Here is a 19,263-nt window from a genome sequence, read left to right on the forward strand (position 1 = left end):
TTCTATCTCCGAAGAGTAAATATACATTTTAATTAAATATTGTTATACCAATTTGAGGAACTGCTAAAGTGAGCCGCTTTATTTCAGAATGTTAATTTATTTTTTATCTCCGGGATAATCCGCCAGGAGTTTAAGTAAAGTGGTTTTTTGGGTTGCGTATTTAGCATCATCGAAGAGATTTACGCGTTCTGAGGGATCCCAGGAAAGATTGAAGAGCTCCATTAGCGTCTGCTCTCCGTTTTTTGTAGAGCGGAGTTTCCAGTCACCATCTTTAACCCCTTCGAGCACATAATTGTGGTAGTAAATTGGACGATGGGCTTTATTGAAATTTTTAACAGTAAGCAAACCTGCTATTGACTCGCCGTCGAGTGTATGAGCGGGCAGTTTGGCGTTTGTCCATTCTGCGAGTGTGGGCAAAACATCGAGGTTTGAGAAAGGTTTTGAGAATTGCCTATCTTTCAGGGTGTGCCCTTTCCAGTAGATGATGAAGGGCACGCGGTGTCCGGCCTCATAGGAAATCCCTTTTGACCCTCTAAATATTCCGGCAGTGCCCACATGATAAAATTTCGTGAACCCATCGTCATACATGCGTTGTGGCGCATTAATCCAGGGACCGTTATCACTGGTAAAAATGAAAATGGTATTATCTGCCTCGCCTGATGCAACCAGCTGTTTCCAGATTTGTGCCAAACCTTCATCCATATCTTCAATAACATCACCAAGTTCACCTCCAGACGAGTGTTTTTTCCTGAACTTCTGCGCAGCAAAAGCAACAGGCAGGTGAGGCATATTCTGTGCAAGGTATAGGAAGAATGGTTTTTTTGCTTCAGCACTTTTCTTTATAAATTTAATTGACTCATGGGTATATGAGCTGGTTAGTATGCTGTCGTGGGGTTTGTATATTTCGGGTTTTGCATTTCTGAAGATTTTGATTGTCGTATCCGTTTTAACATAAGGGTAGCGGTAGTCGTGACTGTAAAGTGTTCCGAAGAATTGATCGAAACCTTTTTTGTTAGGCAATGAGGCGCCGTGATCACCAAGATGCCATTTACCAATCAATGCGGTTTGATAGCCAGCTTGCTTTAGCATTTGTGCAATGGTGACTTCATCTTCAGAGATCCCGCGTTTATCACCGGGGCCAATCGGGCGGGGCAAATCCATCCGGCTGCAGTACCTGCCTGTTAAAAGTGACGCTCTTGATGGTGTGCAGGTTGGTGATGTGGTAACGAAGTTTGTCGCCATGATTCCCTTCCCAGCCATGCCATCCAGGAAGGGTGTTTTGATTAAAGGATTTCCATAACAAGACAGATCGCTATAGCCCATATCATCGGCAAGGACAAGAATAATATTGGGTTGTTTTTGTGCGACAACCCAATGGTTGACCAGCAGCGAGCATATGAGAAATGTAAAAATCCTTTTCATGCCACCAATTTAATCATCATAAACCACAATAAATAAAACATGGCTGATTTTAACAAAACGATTAAATAAATAGATTGTTAACTTTGCAGCACATTAAAAACATCAATATTTTGCAAGTCCACACCCTATTTGAAGGAACCTATTCCGTTGATGCAACAAAGAAATTTGTTCCATTCGATTCTTCCATACATAGTTTTAAAGACCGTCCTGGTTCTTTATTTATTAACGTTCAGCCATTCCTGGTTGAATTAAAAAATGATCTGGTTTTGTTTGATACGGGATTGGGTTTCAGTGATGACCATGGTGAACTGATTTTGCATAAAAACATTCGTAATGCAGGCTTCGATCCTACAGATATAACGAAGGTGCTGATGTCTCATTTGCATTATGATCACTCTGGTGGTATGATCCATAAACTTGGGGATAAAACAGAATTAAGTTTTCCTGATGCAGAATATGTGATTAACCGTGGCGAATGGGAAACGGCTTTTAGTAGTACGTCTTCCTCTTATCATACTGATATTTTTGAATTTGTGCAGCGCAACGCGCAATTGCATTTTGTAGAAGGCGACGGTTTACTGGACGAATCAATTTCTTTTGAATTTACCGGAGCACACTGTCCGAATCACCAGGTATTTCTGTTAAGTGAAGGCAATCAGAAGGTGTTTTTTGGTGGTGATGTTTTGCCGGAGCCGGAAGAGCTGGTTAAAAATTTTATCGCCAAATATGATTTTGATGGACGCAAGGCGATGGAACTAAGGAAAGTGTTTGGCAAGCGCGCAGCGGAAGAGAACTGGGAATGTTTGTTTTACCATGGTAAAAGTGCCGCAACAGGTTTTGTAGACGAGGTAGAAGGTGGATTTAGAATCAGATAGGATAGAGACGGGAGCTTAAAATTATAATCACAAAAAAAGCGCTCAATAAATTGAGCGCTTTTTGCTTTCCCATCAAGTGGAAATTATTTTTTTGCTACTAATTTTACGCCGATTTCGAAGTTATCATCAATTGCTTTGTCGCCAATGCTATCAAAGAAAGATTTCGAACCATAACGGATGTCGTATTTAGTTCTGTCAACAGTGATTTTACCAGCTAAAGCTGAAACCGTACCATCTGTGTTAACTGTTACAGAGGCAGGAAAGCTTAGTGGCTTAGTAATACCTTTAATTGTTAGGTTACCTGTTACTGTTAAGTTTGCATCTGCACCAGTAACTTTAGTTATTACGAAAGTTGCAGTTGGAAATTTAGCTGTTCCAAAGAAATCGTCAGCTTTTAAGTGACCTTCTAATTTAGCGCTTCCATCAGCATCTTTGATAGAGTTCATATCAATAGTAAAAGTACCACCGGTTACTTTTTTGCCATCAACGTTTAAAGTTCCTGATTGTAGAGAGATTGTTCCGTTGTGAGAACCTGTAACTTTTTTACCAATCCAGGTGATGGTTGATTTTGCGGCGTCAACAGTGTAAGTAACTGGTTTAATAGTTGTAAAAGCTGATAATGACACAACTGCAACTAATAAAAAGATTGAAGAGATTTTTAATTTCATTTTCTGGTTTTTAAATTATGATACAAATATATGATTAAGGCCGGACCATTGTTATTGACCTATGTTAAGTTTTTTTAAAAATAACCCGTTTTATTTAAATTCATGCTATTGACAACAAAAATATGCTGAGGTTTAATAAGCGCTTTAAATCATTTAAATAAATTTCAATCATGGCGAGGATTAGCTAATTTTAAGGCATGAATCACTACGCAAAATCAATCCGTCCGTTTATCGGTGCCAAAGACTTTGAAACATCCAGAAGTTTCTACCGGGACTTAGGTTTTGAAGAAACGACTTTAGGCACCAACATGTCGGTTTTTAAAAGCGGCGTAATGGCCTTTTATCTGCAAGATGCCTATGTGAAGGACTGGGTTGACAACACGATGATTTTTATGGAGGTGAATGACGTTAACCAGTTTTATGAAGCGCTCTCGGCGCTTCGTTTGCCAGACCAATATGAAGGGGTAAAAATATCCCCGGTCAGAAAAGAGGACTGGGGAAGCGAATGTTTTTTACACGACCCATCAGGGATTCTGTGGCACTTTGGTACTTTCAGTTAAAAAAAAATCTGCAAGCTTCATGAAATGAATTCATAAAACTTGCAGATGACTTATTTTATCATATTGCTTCGTCGGCTGAAAAAGGCGCCCCGCAATGAAAGATAGATATATCTAAGGAACGATTTCCTCTAAATAACTTTCAACCGGCGGACAGGCACAGATTAAGGAGCGATCTCCATGGCTATCATTAACACGACCTACCGATGGCCAGAACTTACGTTCCAGAACATAAGGAAGTGGGAAAGCAGCAGTCTGGCGGCTGTAAGCATGATCCCATTCGTTGGCAGTAATTACTGAAACGGTATGAGGTGCATTTTTTAGCGGGTTATCGGCTTTATCAAAAGTACCATTTTCTACTTCGGTAATTTCTTTCTTGATCGAAATTAATGCATCGCAGAAACGGTCAAGCTCATGTTTTGGTTCTGATTCTGTAGGCTCAACCATTAATGTACCTGCTACCGGGAACGATACGGTTGGCGCATGGAAACCATAATCCATTAAACGCTTTGCAATATCTGTCACTTCGATTCCGAAAGCTTTAAATGAACGGCAATCTAAAATCATTTCGTGTGCACAACGACCCTGGGCACCAGAGTAAAGTACAGGATAATGTTGCTCTAAACGGGCTTTCATGTAATTGGCATTCAGGATAGCATACTTCGTTGCATTGGTTAATCCTTCTGCACCCATCATTGCGATGTAAGCGTGAGAAATAATCAGAATTGATGCTGAACCCCATGGTGCAGATGAAACTGCAGAAATTGATTTACCTTTTTCGATATCCACCACAGCGTGACCTGGAAGATATGGTACCAGGTGTTTTGCCACTCCGATGGGACCCATACCAGGACCACCACCACCGTGAGGAATACAGAAAGTTTTGTGCAGGTTTAGGTGACAAACGTCAGCCCCGATATTAGCAGGGCTTGTTAAACCAACCTGTGCATTCATATTTGCACCGTCCATGTAAACTTGTCCGCCATTAGCGTGGATGGTTTCACATATTTCGATAATGCTTTCTTCGAATACACCGTGTGTTGACGGATAAGTAACCATCAAACATGAGAGATTATCTTTATGCAATTCTGCTTTAGCTTTTAAATCTTCAACATCGATATTACCATTCTCTAAAGATTTAACCACAACAATTTTCATGTCAGCCATTGCTGCTGAAGCAGGGTTAGTACCATGTGCAGATGCAGGAATTAAAGCCACGTTACGGTGGAAGTCGCCTCTATCATGGTGGTAAGCACGGATAACCATCAAACCAGCATATTCGCCCTGAGCACCGGCGTTTGGCTGCAAGCTCATTGCTGCAAAGCCTGTGATTTCACTTAACCATTTATCCAGCTCATTGAAAACGGAATAGTATCCTAATACCTGGTCGGCAGGTGCAAATGGGTGGATACGACCGAAGTGAGACCAGGTAACCGGAATCATTTCTGCTGTAGCATTTAATTTCATGGTACAGCTACCCAAAGCAATCATTGAATGGCAAAGCGATAAATCTTTTGCTTCTAATGATTTGATGTAACGCAACATTTCATGTTCAGAATGGTGCGAATTGAAAATCGGATGTGTTAAATATGCAGAACTACGTTGTAATGCATATGGAATAACAGTTTCGACATTTTCTACCACTTCCACCTGATCTCCTGCAACACCTTTGGCTCTGGCAAAGATTTTAGCTATTAAAGTAATATCTTCAAAAGTTGTAGTTTCATCAACTGAGATGCTTACCGTATTGCCAATGTAGTTTAAGTTGATTTCATTATCCAGACAGTAAGCATGGATTCCACCTTTTGAATCACCCAAATCGAAACGAATGGTATCGAAGTAAGCTGAATTCAATTGCTCGTAACCAAGGTTTTTTAGGGTAGAAGCTAAACTTACAGCCAAACCATGTGTACGTTCTGCAATGGCTTTTAATCCTTTCGGACCGTGATAAGCTGCGTAAAAGCCCGCCATAATCGCCAGTAGTGCCTGAGCAGTACAGATGTTTGAAGTTGCTTTATCCCTGCGGATGTGTTGCTCACGGGTTTGTAAGGCCATACGCAATGCGTAGTCTCCGTGGCTATCGATGGTTACACCAATGATACGACCCGGGATAGAACGCTTGTATTCTTCTTTAGTTGCGAAGAAAGCTGCATGCGGACCACCAAAACCCATTGGAATACCAAAACGTTGGGTAGTACCCACAACGATATCAGCTCCCCATTCGCCTGGAGGCGTTAGTAAAGTGAGACTTAAGATATCGGCAGCAACTGTTAGTTTAATATTTTGATTATGTAATTCGGCAGCGAAGTTTTTATAGTCAAACACCTCACCATTACCGGCAGGGTACTGAACGATGGCTCCGAAGAAATCTTCAGTGGCAACAAAGTCTAAATGACTACCAATTACCAATTCAATACCATAAGGATTAGCACGGGTTTTTAAGATATCGGTAGTTTGAGCGAAAAGCAGTTCTGAAACGAAGAACTTTTTAGCTGCCTGATTTTTACGCGTACTGTATTGCATAAACATCGCCTCAGCAGCGGCTGTACCTTCATCTAAAAGTGATGCATTGGCAATTTCCATTCCGGTTAAATCGATAACCATAGTTTGGAAATTCAACAAAGCCTGCAAACGACCTTGTGCTATTTCAGCCTGATATGGTGTGTATTGGGTATACCATCCCGGATTTTCAAATACATTACGTAAAATTACTCCTGGCGTAATGGTATCATAATAGCCCTGACCGATAAAGCTTTTGAAAACTTTATTCAACAATGAAGTTTGTTTTAAAGCACCCAGATATTCAGTTTCTGATTTTGCTGCAGGCAGATTTAATGGCTGTTTTAATCTGATTGCCGTGGGAACAGTTTGTTCAATCAGCTCATCAATAGAATTTACGCCAACTGTTTGCAACATTTCAGCTGTATCAGCCTCATTAGGAGCAATATGACGATTTTGAAAATCCTCTTTGTAATGGATATTTAAGCTCATGCGGTATGAATAATAAATTTCGTGCAAAGGTAGGAAAAACGAACAGGTATTTCGCTATAAACCAGTGTAAAAAAGGTGTATTATCCATATAATAAAAGCGACAAAAAAGATCGATTTTAAGGCTAATTCACAACCTCAAGATTCGTGTATTGTACCGCAACTTCTATTTATTCGGAACGCCATGGTAATTTAAAAATTAAAGTTCGCTACAGGCACTTCGAACAAACTTTCTTAAAAAAGGTATTCATCTATTTAGTGTTACCAAATTCCTACCGTTGCACCTTCCAGCCTTCATCTTTACTTAATTTTAACTTATAGGTTTTAGTGATGAAGTTGCTATTTTTATTGGCATCCTTATCAAAAGGTTCAAAATCTGTGGTGACCATTTTTAATGACACCGTAACTTTGGCAGTGCTTGAATTTACCTGCTCGAAATTTACCGGCTTTTCATCGGATAGTGCATACTCAAGCACTTTAACAGTCGCTTTGTCTTTATCCTGTTTTAATACCAGGGGACTGGCTTTATCGGTAAGGGTTATCTGATAAACGAAACTGCTGTCTTTGGATAGAAATTTCTTTTTTGCTTCTTTCAAATTTAAGGTAACCAGCCCTTTACTTGCCAGGGTTTTGTATTTACCAAGCTCAAACATATCGTTGGTACTGTTAAACTTGATTTCGCCAAAGTTGAAGCGGGTTGTCTTGTATTCGGGGTTTGCTTTTAAATAATCTACAATGACCTCCCCTGCCTGATCCTGATTAATGGTGGTTTTAGTTTTGCATCCGGCAATGCCTATGATCAGAACTGATAAAATATAGGTAGCGATTTTTCTCATGGTTATTGCGTTATACTTTAAAGGTATTTAATTTTAGGTTAAACCGCAAAGAGTGAAAAGTGTTTCGAATTGAAATCTTATTGTCGCTCCAATATTTCCACCAGCAGCCGAATACTAAGCCGATCGTTTCAAAAATTTGAGGTTTGGCAAAACCATGGCAGATAAAATGATACAAACACCCAGCCACCGGAGGAACGATACCTGCTCTTGCAGCACAAAACCTGCCATCATAACTGCGACAGGTAGTTCTGCGGCGCTTAGTATAGAGCTTAATGCGGTACCTATTTTAGGGACGCCTTCTGCGTAAAATAAAGGAGGAATAACAGTACCGAAAACAGCAATGATTAACCCCCATTTCAACAACCTTCCGTGTAGTGCGCCATTCCAGATAAATGCCGGAGGAAAAAGTATGAAAATCAAAATGCATGCTCCGCTGATCATGAGTGCAGCTTTCTGAAGCGGCGGGTATTCATTTCCGATGCGTCCGCTCAACATGAGAAAGCCTGCATAACAGACTGCAGCCAGGAGGCCAAAACCTATTCCTTTGAAGTTTAAATCATTGATATTCGATTCCGCCATTCCGCTGGCCAGTACGGTTCCGGCTAAAACCAGAAAAACGGCAGCAAGCTGAAGACCAGATGGTTTCTTTTTATAAATAATAAAATCTAATAAGATACTTATCCATATAAACTGCATCAATAAAATGATGGCAACTGAATTGGGTACAAGTTTTACACACTGATAGTAGAAAATACTAACTAACCCGGTGCAAGTGCCCGCCAAAACCATTTTCCAATAAGGTGTGATCAGTTTTGGTTTCCTGGTTTTATATCCGGATATTCTGCTTTGGAAGAAAAATAAGACCCATAAAATTAACGCACCAAAAAATGCCTGGGCACCCGTCACATCTCCGAGCGTGTAGCCATCATGATAGGCCAGTTTAACAAAAGTAGACAGGATACCAAAGCTACAAGCGCCGACAAAAACAAGGAGGATTCCTTTTAGCATATTATTTTTTATCGCTAAATGTATTTTTAAAGTCTTTCAGCTTATTAAGTCAGTTGTTGTAAATACTTTTGGATAGTGGTTTCCAAACCCAGATAGAGTGCATCACTGATTAGGGCATGACCAATTGAAACCTCCAGTAAACCTGGAATACTTTGGGCGAAATAATGCAGGTTATGCAAATCCAGATCATGACCGGCATTAATTCCGAGTCCTAATCTATTAGCGTGATGTGCCGCAGCAATATAACTGACAATGGCCTTCTCCCGATCGGCAAAATAGTTATGTGCATAGGCTTCCGTGTATAACTCTATTCTGTCTGTTCCTGTTTCCACGGCACCTTCAACCATTTCCACAACCGGGTCGACAAAAATAGAAACGCGTATTCCTGCTTGCTGAAAAACGGCGACCATTTCTTTGAGGTAGTCTTTATGCTTTACGGTATCCCATCCGTGATTACTCGTGATCTGGCCTTCTGCATCGGGCACTAAAGTTACCTGAGCGGGCTGATTAGCTAAAACCAGATCAACAAATTTATCTTCGCGGCAATTGCCTTCAATATTAAATTCAGTAGCGATAACCGCTTTCAAATCGTAAACGTCCTGATAGCGGATGTGGCGTTCATCGGGACGGGGATGCACCGTAATTCCCTGTGCTCCGAAGCGCTCACAATCAAGGGCAACTTTAACCAAATCAGGATTATTACCGCCGCGGCTATTGCGCAGTGTAGCAATTTTATTAATGTTTACCGATAACTTTGTCATGAAACAAAGATAATGCTTTGCTCCTTTTAATCTGAAGCCTTAAAAAATTTTGACTTTTTTTTGCTCATATTTGCCTATCTGAGTGATTTAGTGCGGTGCATGAGTAACTGAATAAGTGAGTTATCGGATTTGTGAACGAAGTATGAATGATTGGATGACCAAATGCTGTAAATGAATATAAAAGACACTACGCTATACAAAATTTTAATTGCTGCTATCGCAATCGTGAGTTCACTGGCCTTGTTAGGCGGCATTATGGAACCTGATTCGGCCCTGTACGCCTCTATTGCCAAAAACATGGTGTTGCGGAATGACTGGATCAACATTTATGTTCGGGGTGCAGACTGGCTCGACAAACCTCATTTAACGTTTTGGCTGGCAGCCGCATCTTTCAAAATATTCGGAATTAATGCTTTTGCCTATAAGCTTCCATCATTTTTATTCGGATTGATCGGTGCAGGCTATCTTTACCAGTTAGCAAAAGATATTTACGACAAAAAAACAGGCTTAATCAGTGCTTTAGTTTTCCTGAGTGCACTTCATATCCTGATCTCCACATTCGATGTGAGGGCCGAGGTTTACATCACTACTTTCACTTTAGCTGCCATTTATCACTATTACAAGGCTCACCATTTTTCCTTTTGGCATATTCTTGCGGGTTCTCTTTCGGCTGCATGTGCAATTATGATAAAAGGCATTTTCGTTTTAATCCCTGTTTTTGGTGGGTTCATCATTTACTGGTTGTTAACCAAACAATGGAAAGAATTGCTGAAATTGAAGTGGTGGATAGCCATTATTCTTATTCTCATCTTCATTCTTCCTGAACTTTATACACTATACGTCCAGTTTGATTTACATCCTGAAAAAATTGTTTTTGGAACAACAGGTGTTTCAGGCATCAGGTTTTTCTTTTGGGACAGTCAGTTTGGACGGTTTTTCAATAATGGACCAATAAAAGGAAAAGGAGATATCTCATTCTTTTTACATACCACCTTGTGGGCTTTTCTACCCTGGTCGGTTCTATTTTACACAGCAGTGGTTACGCTTTTTAAAAAGAAAAACAGGAGCGCTTTACCCGCGGAAAGTATACTCATCTGGGCAAGTGCAGCCATTACTTTTTTACTGTTTTCATTATCTAAATTCCAGTTACCTCACTACATACTCATTATTTTACCTCAGTTTGCCATTATCACGGCTTGTTACGTACAAAAGCTTAATGGAAGGATGCTGAGTATTTTCACTGGCATTCAGAGCGGAATAGCAATTTTAGTAGTAGGAATATTGAGTATTCTGGCGCTGTTCTTTAAGTTTGAAAATTATTATTTATCCATCGTGATCATTGCCGTTTTTCTTATAGCGTCATTTATCATTTTCAAAGGTTCAAAAACCCAGACATTAATCGGGCGGAGCTGGTTCACCGCAGCGGGATTGATGATCTTTTTTTCCTCTTTCTTTTATCCTGCGCTTTTAAAATATGAGGCTGGTATGCAGGCTGGAAAGTGGCTTAAAGAAAATTACCCAGAGGCTAAGTCGACGGTTCTTCTTTACCGAGATGCCTACTCATTTGACTTCTACGCCAAAGGGGAACCTCAATATTTCTGGAGTTATGAGGAACTGGAAAAAGTAAACACAAAGGGACGTATTCTATTTGTTGATCAAAGAGAGATGGAAAATTTAAAATCCAAGTATCCTACTACGGTATTAAAAGACTTTGAATACTTTCATACCACTAAGCTGACGCCTAAATTCTTAAATTTAAATACGAGAAAAGAAGTGCTGGAGCATTTCTTTCTAGTTAAAATACTTTAAAATGGATTTATTTCTTCGAATTTTAAAATTTGGATTAACCGGCTTACTGGGTATGGCAATCGATTTTGGAGCGACATGGTTATTTAAGGAAAAGGTTAAAGTTAATAAGTATATCGCAAATGCTATTGGATTTACCCTTGCGGTAACTAATAATTATCTGATTAACCGTATCTGGACTTTCAAAAGTACGAATACACACTGGGGTACTGAATTCAGCAAATTTTTAATCGTGAGCTTGATTGGACTGGGTTTGAATACCATTATTATTTATCTGTTCCATCAGCGGAAAAACGGCACTAATTTTTATATCGCCAAATGTTTCGCGATACTGATCGTGTTTGTATGGAATTTCCTGGCAAATATGCTGTTTACTTTCAGGTAACGTTTTTGCCAATAAAGTAGAAGACAACGAGCCAGATGATTCCTTTAATCAGAAAAAACAGGAAGCCTGCGAGGCCTACCCTTTTGAACCATAATTTTACTTTTTCTTTATTCATGCCTTGCTTGTAAAGATAAAATTTTTGAGATAAATTAGAAAGATTTTAAATAAGGAATCATGAAGTTATCTAAAATTCTACTGCTCATCATTTTTGCAATCTTTAACTCAGATACGAGTCTTTATGCTCAGGATATGGAAGGTATAACGCGTTATAAGGTTAATTATGCGCTGGCGAGCACAGGGACGAATGACATGACTACCGTTCTGGCAACAAGAAGTTTTGTAGTCAAGGGTCAGAAATATGTTTTATTGCTAAACCCAAATACTTTCGAAACCAGGATAGATTTGGCCAACAAGTATTCAATGAGGAAGGTGGAGTGGCCTAAAGTTTTGGCGATTTTTAAAAACACGCCTTATGTAAAATCTTTAGAGGCAGCAGCCGCAAGAGATATTCAATTACAGAATGCAGGTATAGATCATGCTATTCCGAATGAGACCGGCATAGTCCTTACCATTGATTTGTGCCCTTCACACAAGCCACTCGACAGAATTATATTCGAATCGGTATTTGCCGAATTTAAGCGAATAGAAAAGCCTGCTCCAATTGCTATTTCCGTATCAGGGAAATGGATGTTGAAACATCAGGATGATTTGAACTGGCTTAAAAGTTTAGTAAAGAAAAACGAATTAAATATTACCTGGGTAAACCATACTTATAATCATGAAGTAAACAGCCTGCCGCTGTCGGAAAACTTTCTACTCGCTCCCGGCACTCAACTTGATGTTGAAGTACTGGAAAACGAAAAACTGATGTTGAAGAATGGATTGACACCGTCGTTATTTTTCCGTTTCCCCGGATTGGTTTCTGATAAAACCGTAGTGCAAAAAATTGAAGGGTACGGCTACCTTCCAATTGGAAGTGACGCCTGGTTAGCTAAAGGTCAGCAGGCAAATGCAGGCAGCATTGTATTGATTCACGGTAATGGAAATGAAGAAATCGGCGTTAAGGATTTTATTCAGCTATTGAAAAGCAAACAGGCTGATGTTAAAAACAGGCAGTGGTTGCTTTTTGACCTGAGACAAGGCCTGGAAAAGGAATTTGAATAGCGCTACTTCCCTTTGGTTAATAATTTTATCTCTTTCGCCTTAAAACGGTTATTTACGATTTCTCCGGTTACCTCGGCCTTGCTTACTGCATTACAGAAACCATGTTTACCATGCGCATCGCCAAAATCGTCGATTCCTTTGCCATCGACAAAATATGGTTTACCCTCAATCCTAACGGCTAGCTCACAATCTTTCCCTTTCATTTTAAACTGGCATTCGCCACATGCAATTTCTACAGTCTGTTTATTGATAACCCTGTGTTGCTGATCCGTTTTAGTGGATGCCTGAGCATGAATCTGTGTTGCAAACAGGCATAGGAATAATGCAAATAGTAAGTTTTTCATCTTTATATTTTTCAAATATATGTTTTCACCAGCAAAAGGAATTCTAAATATTTGTTAAATAACCTAAATCCATTTGATGAAAGGGTTAGCGTTTAAACCAAAAAGGGGCGTAGAAACTGCACACCCCTTTTTGACTTATTTATTCACGGCCTTTACCGAGACCGATGATTAATTTTAGTAACGATATTCGTCTGCTTTGAATGGACCTTCAACAGGAACGCCGATATAGTCAGCCTGATGTTGATCTAACACTTCCAGTTCCACACCGATTTTTTCTAAATGCAAACGGGCAACTTTTTCATCTAAATGCTTAGGTAAAGTATACACTTTGTTTTCGTAAGCAGCAGTGTTAGTCCAAAGTTCTAACTGAGCCAAGGTCTGGTTAGTGAATGAGTTACTCATCACAAAACTTGGGTGGCCTGTAGCACAACCTAAGTTAACCAAACGGCCTTCGGCAAGAACAATTACATCTTTACCATCGATAGTGTATTTATCCACCTGAGGTTTGATTTCTACTTTGGTATCGCCGTATGCACCGTTTAACCATGCCATATCGATTTCGTTATCGAAGTGACCGATGTTACAAACGATGGCTTTATCTTTTAATGCACGGAAGTGTTTCTCACGAACAATATCACAGTTACCTGTTGTAGTGACCACGATATCGGCTTCTTTAATGGCAGTGTCTAAACGTTTAACTTCGTAACCTTCCATTGCAGCTTGTAAAGCGCAGATAGGATCGATTTCAGTTACGATTACACGTACACCCTGAGAGCTTAAAGATTCTGCAGAACCTTTACCTACGTCACCGTAACCGCAAACAACAGCTACTTTACCAGCCATCATTACATCGGTTGCACGACGGATCGCATCAACCAATGATTCGCGGCATCCATATTTGTTATCGAATTTGGATTTGGTAACCGAATCGTTAACGTTAATTGCAGGTAAATGCAATGTACCGTTTTTCATTCTTTCGTAAAGGCGGTGAACACCGGTTGTAGTTTCTTCGGATAAACCCTTGATTGCCGCAATCAGTTCTGGATATTTATCGAAAACCATATTGGTTAAGTCGCCACCATCATCTAAAATCATGTTTAATGGTTGTTGCTCCGGGCCGAAGTGTAAAGTTTGCTCAATACACCAGTCAAATTCCTCCTCATTTAACCCTTTCCAGGCATAAACCTGAATACCCGCAGCAGCAATAGCCGCAGCAGCATGATCCTGAGTTGAAAATATGTTACAAGACGACCAGGTAACTTCTGCACCTAAAGCCGTTAATGTTTCAATCAATACAGCCGTTTGGATGGTCATGTGCAGACATCCTGCAATGCGGGCCCCTTTTAACGGTTGCGAAGGACCGAACTCTTTACGTAAGCTCATTAAACCTGGCATTTCTGCTTCGGCTAATTCGATTTCTTTACGGCCCCATTCTGCCAGTGAAATGTCCTTAACTTTGTAAGGGATATAAGTTGTCTCTACTGATGACATAATTTATTGTTTTTAAATGTGATGCAAAGTTACTCTATCCACACGTTAAACCCAAATAATTAAAAGAGCAAGGTGGTTTAACGATTGTAAAATCTTTCGATATCCGGAATGGAAAATGGGGTGAATTACCTCATCATTACCATCTCCATTCACCAGCAATGGTTAGAGGTTCTTTCAAGTTCTGCGATTCGAGAAAAGCTTTCAGTTCTTCTTCGCCCTGAACGCTAACAGGAATTTTTGCTGTTTTTGCCAAGGCGTAAGTAAGCATTGCACTATAGCGAACGGTATTTTTGAGTTGCTGTTCGTCAACGAGTTTAAAGCTATCGCCATCCGAATGGTAGAAAGGGCCCGAATTATTAGGTAATTTTCCTCCAAAACCACCTCCTGTTGGGATTCCCTCCAGCATAAATGGCTGATGATCGCTATGTAAGCCTGCACCGGCATTAAATAAATTTTTAAAGCCTGTATCTATCTTCACAATATCAGCTCCCCAGGCAGTAAACAATTCTTTCATTTCTGATCGGGATGTGGAGAAGCCTTTCGGATCGTTTGTCATATCATAATTGAGCATGAACTTAACCTGCCCAAGATTTTTATCTTTCTTTGCCTGATCGATATAGGCTTTTGAACCCAACAGGCCTTGCTCTTCACCCATAAACAACACAAATTCTACAGTTCGCTTAGTTTTTAAATTGAGTTTTTTGAATGTACGGGCCATATCCATAATGGCAAACGAGCCAATGCCGTTATCAATTGCGCCTGTGGCCAGATCCCAACTGTCTAAATGACCACCAACGACAATTTTATCTTTTGGTAGTTCACTACCTTTAAATGTGGCCACCACATTCCGCGCTTTGATGACACCCGAAAAGTTAGTCATGGCAATATGGGCAATTTGAGCCTGACCTTTTAGTTTTTCTTTAAGTGCCATGCCATCTTCAAGGCCGATGCACACTGCCGGAATTGGAATGAGTTTACCGGTAACTGAGGCTGTGCCGGTGAGCAGTACGCCACCTTTCACGGTATTGATGATAATCACACCTGTTGCACCATACTTAGTGGCAATTGATGTTTTTTCTGACCGGTGTAGTGATTTTGTTCCGGCCGGAGATCCGGGCAATACTCCAAGATAAATTAAAGCGATTTTCCCCCTGAACTTATCCTGATTAGCCTGGTAGTCTGCCTCCAATCCGTTACCGGCATCAACAATATCTCCTGTGACATCAGCACTTACCGGCGAATGTGCCAGAGTTACTGCCTTAATTTTAGATAAACTGTTTTTATCAGATCCGATCTCAACACTGATTGTTTTTCTCGCCCAGCTTTCCACTTCAAAAGGCTGGAACTTCACCTCACAACCGTAAGATTTTAATAAATCGAAAGCATACTGTTCAGCCTTCGCTCCATTTGGTGACCCCGTTAAACGGTGTCCGATGCTTTCGGTTTCATATTTTAAGGTTTGGTAAGCCTGTGAATGCTCCTGAACTTCGGTGTTGATCTTCTTGAAGGTATCACCGAAATTATCCTGAGCGTGAGCAAACAATGTGCTGCAAACCATTACAGCTGAAAAAAGGTATTTCATGAAATTTAAGTTGGTTGAAGTGTTGAAAATACAAAAATTAGTTCAACGGATTGGCCTGTAACGTATATTTTGCTTGAAACGTAACATCATACGCTGTTCTATCCTCAAAGGATTTTAAAGAGCTATAAATTCAATATTGAGACGAAAATATCAATACATATACCCTACTTGTGCGCTGTTTTCTTTGGAAAAACCAGCGATGCCACAATACTAATCACCAGAATAGCCAGAATGATAATTAAAGAATGTTCGGTGGTGAAGCCAATTTTCTCCAGGTAAGTATGCCCCAGCATTTTTACACCGATAAAAGCCAAAAGCACGGCCAGGCCTGTTTTAAGGTAATGGAACTTATGGATAATATTTACCAATAAAAAGAACATAGAGCGCAAGCCCATAATGGCAAAAATATTGGAAAAGAAAACAATATAAGGATCTTTGGTTACCGCGAAAATGGCAGGAATGGAATCGACGGCAAAAAGCAAATCGGTAAATTCAACGATCAGCAATACCAGAAACAAAGGGGTTACAAACCGCTTGTGGTCAATCTTCACAAAAAAGTTTTTGCCTTCATATTTTGGGTGGATGGCAAAAATTTTAGAAGCCCATTTTACCACAGGATGGTTTTCAGGATCGATCTTTTCATCCTCCTCTTTACTGAAGAACATTTTTATACCAGTGAAAACCAGAAATGCACCAAAAAGATACAGGATCCAGGCGAATTTGGCGATAAGTGCTGCACCTACAAAAATGAAGATGAAACGCATGATTATTGCACCAAGTATTCCCCAAAACAATACCCGGTGATAGTATTTTTCTTCAACTGCAAAAGCCGAAAATATAAGTACAATTACGAAGATATTATCTACAGAAAGGGCGTACTCAATTACATAGCCCGTTAAAAATTCCAGACCTAAATTCGATCTGTAAGTGGCTAAACTTCCTTCAAAATCGGCGGGATTAAGGGTTATGTGATGCTGATGTTTGGCCACGATCTCCTTTAAATGCGCGAAATCTCTGATGCCATGTAGCTGATGGCCTTCGGTAAGGAGAATGAAATAGAAGCCAATAGCCAGGGCAACCATAATGAGGCTCATTATTCCAGCCTGCTTCAAACTAATTACATGGTCTTTGCGACTGAAAAGTCCCAGATCCAGCGCCAGAATAAGCACAATAAACAATAAAAAGCCTAAACTGAACAGTAATTCGTTACCCATTATTTTTTTCTTTCTGTAGTGTATAGCACCAGTTGTTCTAATCCGGTTCTGGCTTCCCCTGCATCAAAAGCATGGAGGATGCCAAAGGCTTCATTCTGGTATTCCAACATTTTTTGATTGGCGTAATAAACGCCATCTTTTGCATTCACAAAGTCGATAATCTGCTGTATTTTAACCGGATCATCCTGGTGATTTTTAACCAGGTTGATGATCTTTCTGCGTTCAGCTTTATCTGCCTTGTTTAAGGCATAAATGAGTGGCAAAGTGACTTTCTTTTCTTTGATATCAATTCCCAAGGGTTTCCCAACATCGTCTGTTCCAAAGTCAAATGTATCATCCTTTATCTGAAAGGCTATTCCTACCTTCTCGCCAAAAAGTCTCATCTTTTCAATGGTTTCATCATCGGCACCAGCTGATGCCGCTCCGGCAGCACAGCATGAAGCAATCAATGAAGCTGTTTTTTGCCGGATTACTTCAAAATAAAGATCCTCAGAAATGTCCATCTTGCGAACTTTCTCCACCTGCAGCAATTCTCCCTCACTCATTTGCTTCACCGCTTCACTCACAATCTGTAACAATCGGTGTTCATTATTGTTTACCGAGAGCAACAATCCTTTGGCCAGTAAATAATCGCCAACCAGCACTGCAATTTTATTTTTCCATAGCGCATTGATTGAAAAAAAACCACGGCGTTCGTAGGCATTATCCACAACATCATCGTGAACTAACGTCGCAGTATGCAAAAGCTCTACCAGAGCTGCTCCCCGATGGGTTGACTCGGTAATACCCCCACAGAGTTTTGCAGCAAAGAACACGAACATTGGCCGCATTTGCTTTCCTTTTTGCTTAACAATATAATGGGTAATTCTATCCAGCAACGGTGCGTCGCTATGCATAGATTCTTTAAAGGTTTTTTCAAACGCTTTAATGTCAGCAGCTATAGGTTTCTTGATCTGTTCGATTCCCGGCATTAAGTCGAAAAATTTTGATTGCAAACTTAAGCTTATTTCCCATAAAAAGATAATGTACAGCATCTAATATTCGGCATATTACAGGCGTCAGGGCAAACAAGGGTGCATTCAGGGGCGCTTTGCAAAAAAATTCGTGATTTTAGCTTTCAAAGTTTACATTTAAACCACTATAACTTTGTTATGAAAAAGCGGTATAAATTGTTGGCTGGGTTTTCAGCACTTTTGGTGGCAGGCTATTTTTTGGGGCCAAAACCTAAGAAGCCAATTTATGATGCAGCGTTGCCTAAAATCCCTGAATTACGGGATTTAGACCTTTTCATTAGCAGCATAGAAAACCAACATCAGATTAAGCCAGGAAATGAAGCGGAAATTTTATGGGCCGGCCGTGCACATGAGCAAACTGAATATGCCATCGTTTACCTGCATGGTTTCTCTGCTTCAAAAATGGAAGGAAATCCGATCCATCTTAATCTGGCTAAAACCTTAAGCGCGAATCTTTTTCTTGCGCGTTTAGCTGATCATGGTATAGATAGCATTTCGCCTATGCAACAGTTTACTGCAGACAGGCTATGGGAAAGCTGCAAGCAAGCTTATGCTATCGGAAAGAAACTGGGAAGAAAGGTTATTTTAATTGGCACCTCAACGGGAGGGACTGCGGCCATCAAACTGGCTTCAGTTTACCCTGAAATTAATCGTCTGATATTATTGTCTCCTAATGTTGCAATCAATGATAAAAATGCCTGGTTGCTAAACGATCCCTGGGGTTTGCAAATTGCCAGAAAAGTACTGAGAAGCGAGGAACGAAAAGTAGACGGCAGAACCGAAGAATACAAGAAATACTGGTACACCAATTACCGCATTGAAGCACTGGTGGAACTGCAGGAATTTGTAGAAAGTACGATGTGCAAGGCTGTATTCAAAAAAGTAAAGCAACCCGTTTTAATGTTATACTACTATAAAAACGAACTTGAGCAAGATCCTGTAGTACGGGTTGACGCTATGTTGAAAATGTTTGCTCAACTGGGAACACCTGCTGGTTTGAAAAGAAAAGTATCGGTTCCAAACGCCGGGAACCACGTTCTTGGTTCGTATATTACTTCGAAGGATCTGCATACAGTGGAAAAAGCCATCAACGACTTTGCCTTGAATACTTTGCAGTTCAGCGAGGAGAAATCAACTATTTAGAGGTGA

18 protein-coding genes are annotated in these 19,263 nt (G+C 40.1%); 6 read left to right on the forward strand and 12 right to left on the reverse strand.

Going from position 1 to position 19,263, the window contains the following annotated elements; all coding sequences use genetic code 11:
• Window positions 1-96 precede the first annotated feature (96 nt).
• Window positions 97-1,422: a sulfatase-like hydrolase/transferase gene (locus R2Q80_RS05170; RefSeq protein ID WP_316798575.1), complete on the reverse strand. Its 1,326-nt coding sequence runs from the start codon at window positions 1,420-1,422 to the stop codon at window positions 97-99.
• Window positions 1,423-1,505: 83 nt separating this feature from the next.
• Between R2Q80_RS05170 and R2Q80_RS05175 the strand changes: the two genes are divergently transcribed.
• The gene (locus R2Q80_RS05175) at window positions 1,506-2,297 is read left to right on the forward strand and encodes an MBL fold metallo-hydrolase (RefSeq protein ID WP_316798576.1); all 792 of its coding nucleotides are present in this window, start codon (window positions 1,506-1,508) and stop codon (window positions 2,295-2,297) included.
• 83 nt (window positions 2,298-2,380) lie between these two features.
• Here the strand turns inward: R2Q80_RS05175 and R2Q80_RS05180 are convergent, their stop codons facing one another.
• Window positions 2,381-2,965 (reverse strand): YceI family protein, encoded by a 585-nt coding sequence (locus R2Q80_RS05180; RefSeq protein ID WP_316798577.1) that lies wholly within the window; start codon window positions 2,963-2,965, stop codon window positions 2,381-2,383.
• Window positions 2,966-3,162: 197 nt separating this feature from the next.
• Between R2Q80_RS05180 and R2Q80_RS05185 the strand changes: the two genes are divergently transcribed.
• Entirely contained in the window at window positions 3,163-3,525 is a 363-nt protein-coding gene (locus R2Q80_RS05185; protein ID WP_316798578.1) for a glyoxalase, read from the forward strand.
• Between the two features lie 111 nt (window positions 3,526-3,636).
• On the opposite strand, the gene gcvP is transcribed toward R2Q80_RS05185, so the two are convergent.
• From gcvP to R2Q80_RS05205, 4 genes are all read right to left on the reverse strand, one after another.
• Window positions 3,637-6,513, reverse strand: coding sequence for an aminomethyl-transferring glycine dehydrogenase (gene gcvP / locus R2Q80_RS05190; RefSeq protein ID WP_316798579.1), 2,877 nt, complete (start codon window positions 6,511-6,513; stop codon window positions 3,637-3,639).
• Window positions 6,514-6,782: 269 nt separating this feature from the next.
• Window positions 6,783-7,346 carry a hypothetical protein gene (locus R2Q80_RS05195; protein ID WP_316798580.1) on the reverse strand — a complete coding sequence of 188 codons (564 nt, stop codon included), beginning with the start codon at window positions 7,344-7,346 and terminating at the stop codon, window positions 6,783-6,785.
• Between the two features lie 114 nt (window positions 7,347-7,460).
• Window positions 7,461-8,354 carry a DMT family transporter gene (locus R2Q80_RS05200; RefSeq protein ID WP_316798581.1) on the reverse strand — a complete coding sequence of 298 codons (894 nt, stop codon included), beginning with the start codon at window positions 8,352-8,354 and terminating at the stop codon, window positions 7,461-7,463.
• A gap of 44 nt (window positions 8,355-8,398) precedes the next feature.
• A complete protein-coding gene (locus R2Q80_RS05205; protein ID WP_316798582.1) occupies window positions 8,399-9,115 on the reverse strand; it encodes a pyridoxine 5'-phosphate synthase in 717 nt (238 codons plus the stop codon).
• Window positions 9,116-9,286: 171 nt separating this feature from the next.
• On the opposite strand from R2Q80_RS05205, the gene R2Q80_RS05210 reads away from it, so the two are divergent.
• Together R2Q80_RS05210 and R2Q80_RS05215 are read left to right on the forward strand one after the other, a co-directional pair.
• Window positions 9,287-10,924: an ArnT family glycosyltransferase gene (locus R2Q80_RS05210; protein ID WP_316798583.1), complete on the forward strand. Its 1,638-nt coding sequence runs from the start codon at window positions 9,287-9,289 to the stop codon at window positions 10,922-10,924.
• A gap of 1 nt (window position 10,925) precedes the next feature.
• Complete coding sequence (locus R2Q80_RS05215) at window positions 10,926-11,306, forward strand: GtrA family protein (RefSeq protein WP_316798584.1); 381 nt, start codon at window positions 10,926-10,928, stop codon at window positions 11,304-11,306.
• Here the strand turns inward: R2Q80_RS05215 and R2Q80_RS05220 are convergent.
• Window positions 11,299-11,421 (reverse strand): hypothetical protein, encoded by a 123-nt coding sequence (locus tag R2Q80_RS05220; RefSeq protein WP_255352162.1) that lies wholly within the window; start codon window positions 11,419-11,421, stop codon window positions 11,299-11,301. The genes R2Q80_RS05215 and R2Q80_RS05220 overlap by 8 nt on opposite strands.
• Before the next feature lie 59 nt (window positions 11,422-11,480).
• Here R2Q80_RS05220 and R2Q80_RS05225 point away from each other — a divergent pair, with 59 nt between their 5' ends.
• A complete protein-coding gene (locus R2Q80_RS05225) occupies window positions 11,481-12,470 on the forward strand; it encodes a polysaccharide deacetylase (protein WP_316798585.1) in 990 nt (329 codons plus the stop codon).
• A gap of 2 nt (window positions 12,471-12,472) precedes the next feature.
• On the opposite strand, the gene R2Q80_RS05230 is transcribed toward R2Q80_RS05225, so the two are convergent.
• The 5 genes from R2Q80_RS05230 to R2Q80_RS05250 form a co-directional block, all read right to left on the reverse strand.
• The gene (locus R2Q80_RS05230) at window positions 12,473-12,814 is read right to left on the reverse strand and encodes a DUF6370 family protein (protein WP_316798586.1); all 342 of its coding nucleotides are present in this window, start codon (window positions 12,812-12,814) and stop codon (window positions 12,473-12,475) included.
• 174 nt (window positions 12,815-12,988) lie between these two features.
• The gene (ahcY, locus tag R2Q80_RS05235) at window positions 12,989-14,305 is read right to left on the reverse strand and encodes an adenosylhomocysteinase (RefSeq protein ID WP_316798587.1); all 1,317 of its coding nucleotides are present in this window, start codon (window positions 14,303-14,305) and stop codon (window positions 12,989-12,991) included.
• A gap of 136 nt (window positions 14,306-14,441) precedes the next feature.
• Window positions 14,442-15,887 carry a M20/M25/M40 family metallo-hydrolase gene (locus R2Q80_RS05240; protein WP_316798588.1) on the reverse strand — a complete coding sequence of 482 codons (1,446 nt, stop codon included), beginning with the start codon at window positions 15,885-15,887 and terminating at the stop codon, window positions 14,442-14,444.
• A 164-nt stretch (window positions 15,888-16,051) separates the two neighbouring features.
• Complete coding sequence (locus R2Q80_RS05245; RefSeq protein ID WP_316798589.1) at window positions 16,052-17,101, reverse strand: TerC/Alx family metal homeostasis membrane protein; 1,050 nt, start codon at window positions 17,099-17,101, stop codon at window positions 16,052-16,054.
• Entirely contained in the window at window positions 17,101-18,072 is a 972-nt protein-coding gene (locus tag R2Q80_RS05250; RefSeq protein WP_316798590.1) for a polyprenyl synthetase family protein, read from the reverse strand. The genes R2Q80_RS05245 and R2Q80_RS05250 overlap by 1 nt, the downstream gene beginning before the upstream one ends.
• Window positions 18,073-18,252: 180 nt before the next feature.
• On the opposite strand from R2Q80_RS05250, the gene R2Q80_RS05255 reads away from it, so the two are divergent.
• The gene (locus R2Q80_RS05255) at window positions 18,253-19,257 is read left to right on the forward strand and encodes an alpha/beta hydrolase (protein ID WP_316798591.1); all 1,005 of its coding nucleotides are present in this window, start codon (window positions 18,253-18,255) and stop codon (window positions 19,255-19,257) included.
• Window positions 19,258-19,263 lie beyond the last annotated feature (6 nt).

Origin of the sequence: Pedobacter frigidisoli (assembly GCF_032678525.1) — a bacterium.
In the GTDB taxonomy this organism is placed as follows: domain Bacteria; phylum Bacteroidota; class Bacteroidia; order Sphingobacteriales; family Sphingobacteriaceae; genus Pedobacter; species Pedobacter frigidisoli_A.

Excerpts from the sequence above, each read along its gene's own strand:
- R2Q80_RS05170 (WP_316798575.1), bottom strand. The coding sequence starts at position 1,422 with ATGAAAAGGATTTTTACATTTCTCATATGCTCGCTGCTGGTCAACCAT.
- R2Q80_RS05180 (WP_316798577.1), bottom strand. The coding sequence starts at position 2,965 with ATGAAATTAAAAATCTCTTCAATCTTTTTATTAGTTGCAGTTGTGTCA.
- R2Q80_RS05185 (WP_316798578.1), top strand. The coding sequence starts at position 3,163 with ATGAATCACTACGCAAAATCAATCCGTCCGTTTATCGGTGCCAAAGAC.
- gcvP (WP_316798579.1), bottom strand. The coding sequence starts at position 6,513 with ATGAGCTTAAATATCCATTACAAAGAGGATTTTCAAAATCGTCATATT.
- R2Q80_RS05195 (WP_316798580.1), bottom strand. The coding sequence starts at position 7,346 with ATGAGAAAAATCGCTACCTATATTTTATCAGTTCTGATCATAGGCATT.
- R2Q80_RS05200 (WP_316798581.1), bottom strand. The coding sequence starts at position 8,354 with ATGCTAAAAGGAATCCTCCTTGTTTTTGTCGGCGCTTGTAGCTTTGGT.
- R2Q80_RS05205 (WP_316798582.1), bottom strand. The coding sequence starts at position 9,115 with ATGACAAAGTTATCGGTAAACATTAATAAAATTGCTACACTGCGCAAT.
- R2Q80_RS05210 (WP_316798583.1), top strand. The coding sequence starts at position 9,287 with ATGAATATAAAAGACACTACGCTATACAAAATTTTAATTGCTGCTATC.
- R2Q80_RS05215 (WP_316798584.1), top strand. The coding sequence starts at position 10,926 with ATGGATTTATTTCTTCGAATTTTAAAATTTGGATTAACCGGCTTACTG.
- R2Q80_RS05220 (WP_255352162.1), bottom strand. The coding sequence starts at position 11,421 with ATGAATAAAGAAAAAGTAAAATTATGGTTCAAAAGGGTAGGCCTCGCA.
- R2Q80_RS05225 (WP_316798585.1), top strand. The coding sequence starts at position 11,481 with ATGAAGTTATCTAAAATTCTACTGCTCATCATTTTTGCAATCTTTAAC.
- R2Q80_RS05230 (WP_316798586.1), bottom strand. The coding sequence starts at position 12,814 with ATGAAAAACTTACTATTTGCATTATTCCTATGCCTGTTTGCAACACAG.
- ahcY (WP_316798587.1), bottom strand. The coding sequence starts at position 14,305 with ATGTCATCAGTAGAGACAACTTATATCCCTTACAAAGTTAAGGACATT.
- R2Q80_RS05240 (WP_316798588.1), bottom strand. The coding sequence starts at position 15,887 with ATGAAATACCTTTTTTCAGCTGTAATGGTTTGCAGCACATTGTTTGCT.
- R2Q80_RS05245 (WP_316798589.1), bottom strand. The coding sequence starts at position 17,101 with ATGGGTAACGAATTACTGTTCAGTTTAGGCTTTTTATTGTTTATTGTG.
- R2Q80_RS05250 (WP_316798590.1), bottom strand. The coding sequence starts at position 18,072 with ATGCCGGGAATCGAACAGATCAAGAAACCTATAGCTGCTGACATTAAA.
- R2Q80_RS05255 (WP_316798591.1), top strand. The coding sequence starts at position 18,253 with ATGAAAAAGCGGTATAAATTGTTGGCTGGGTTTTCAGCACTTTTGGTG.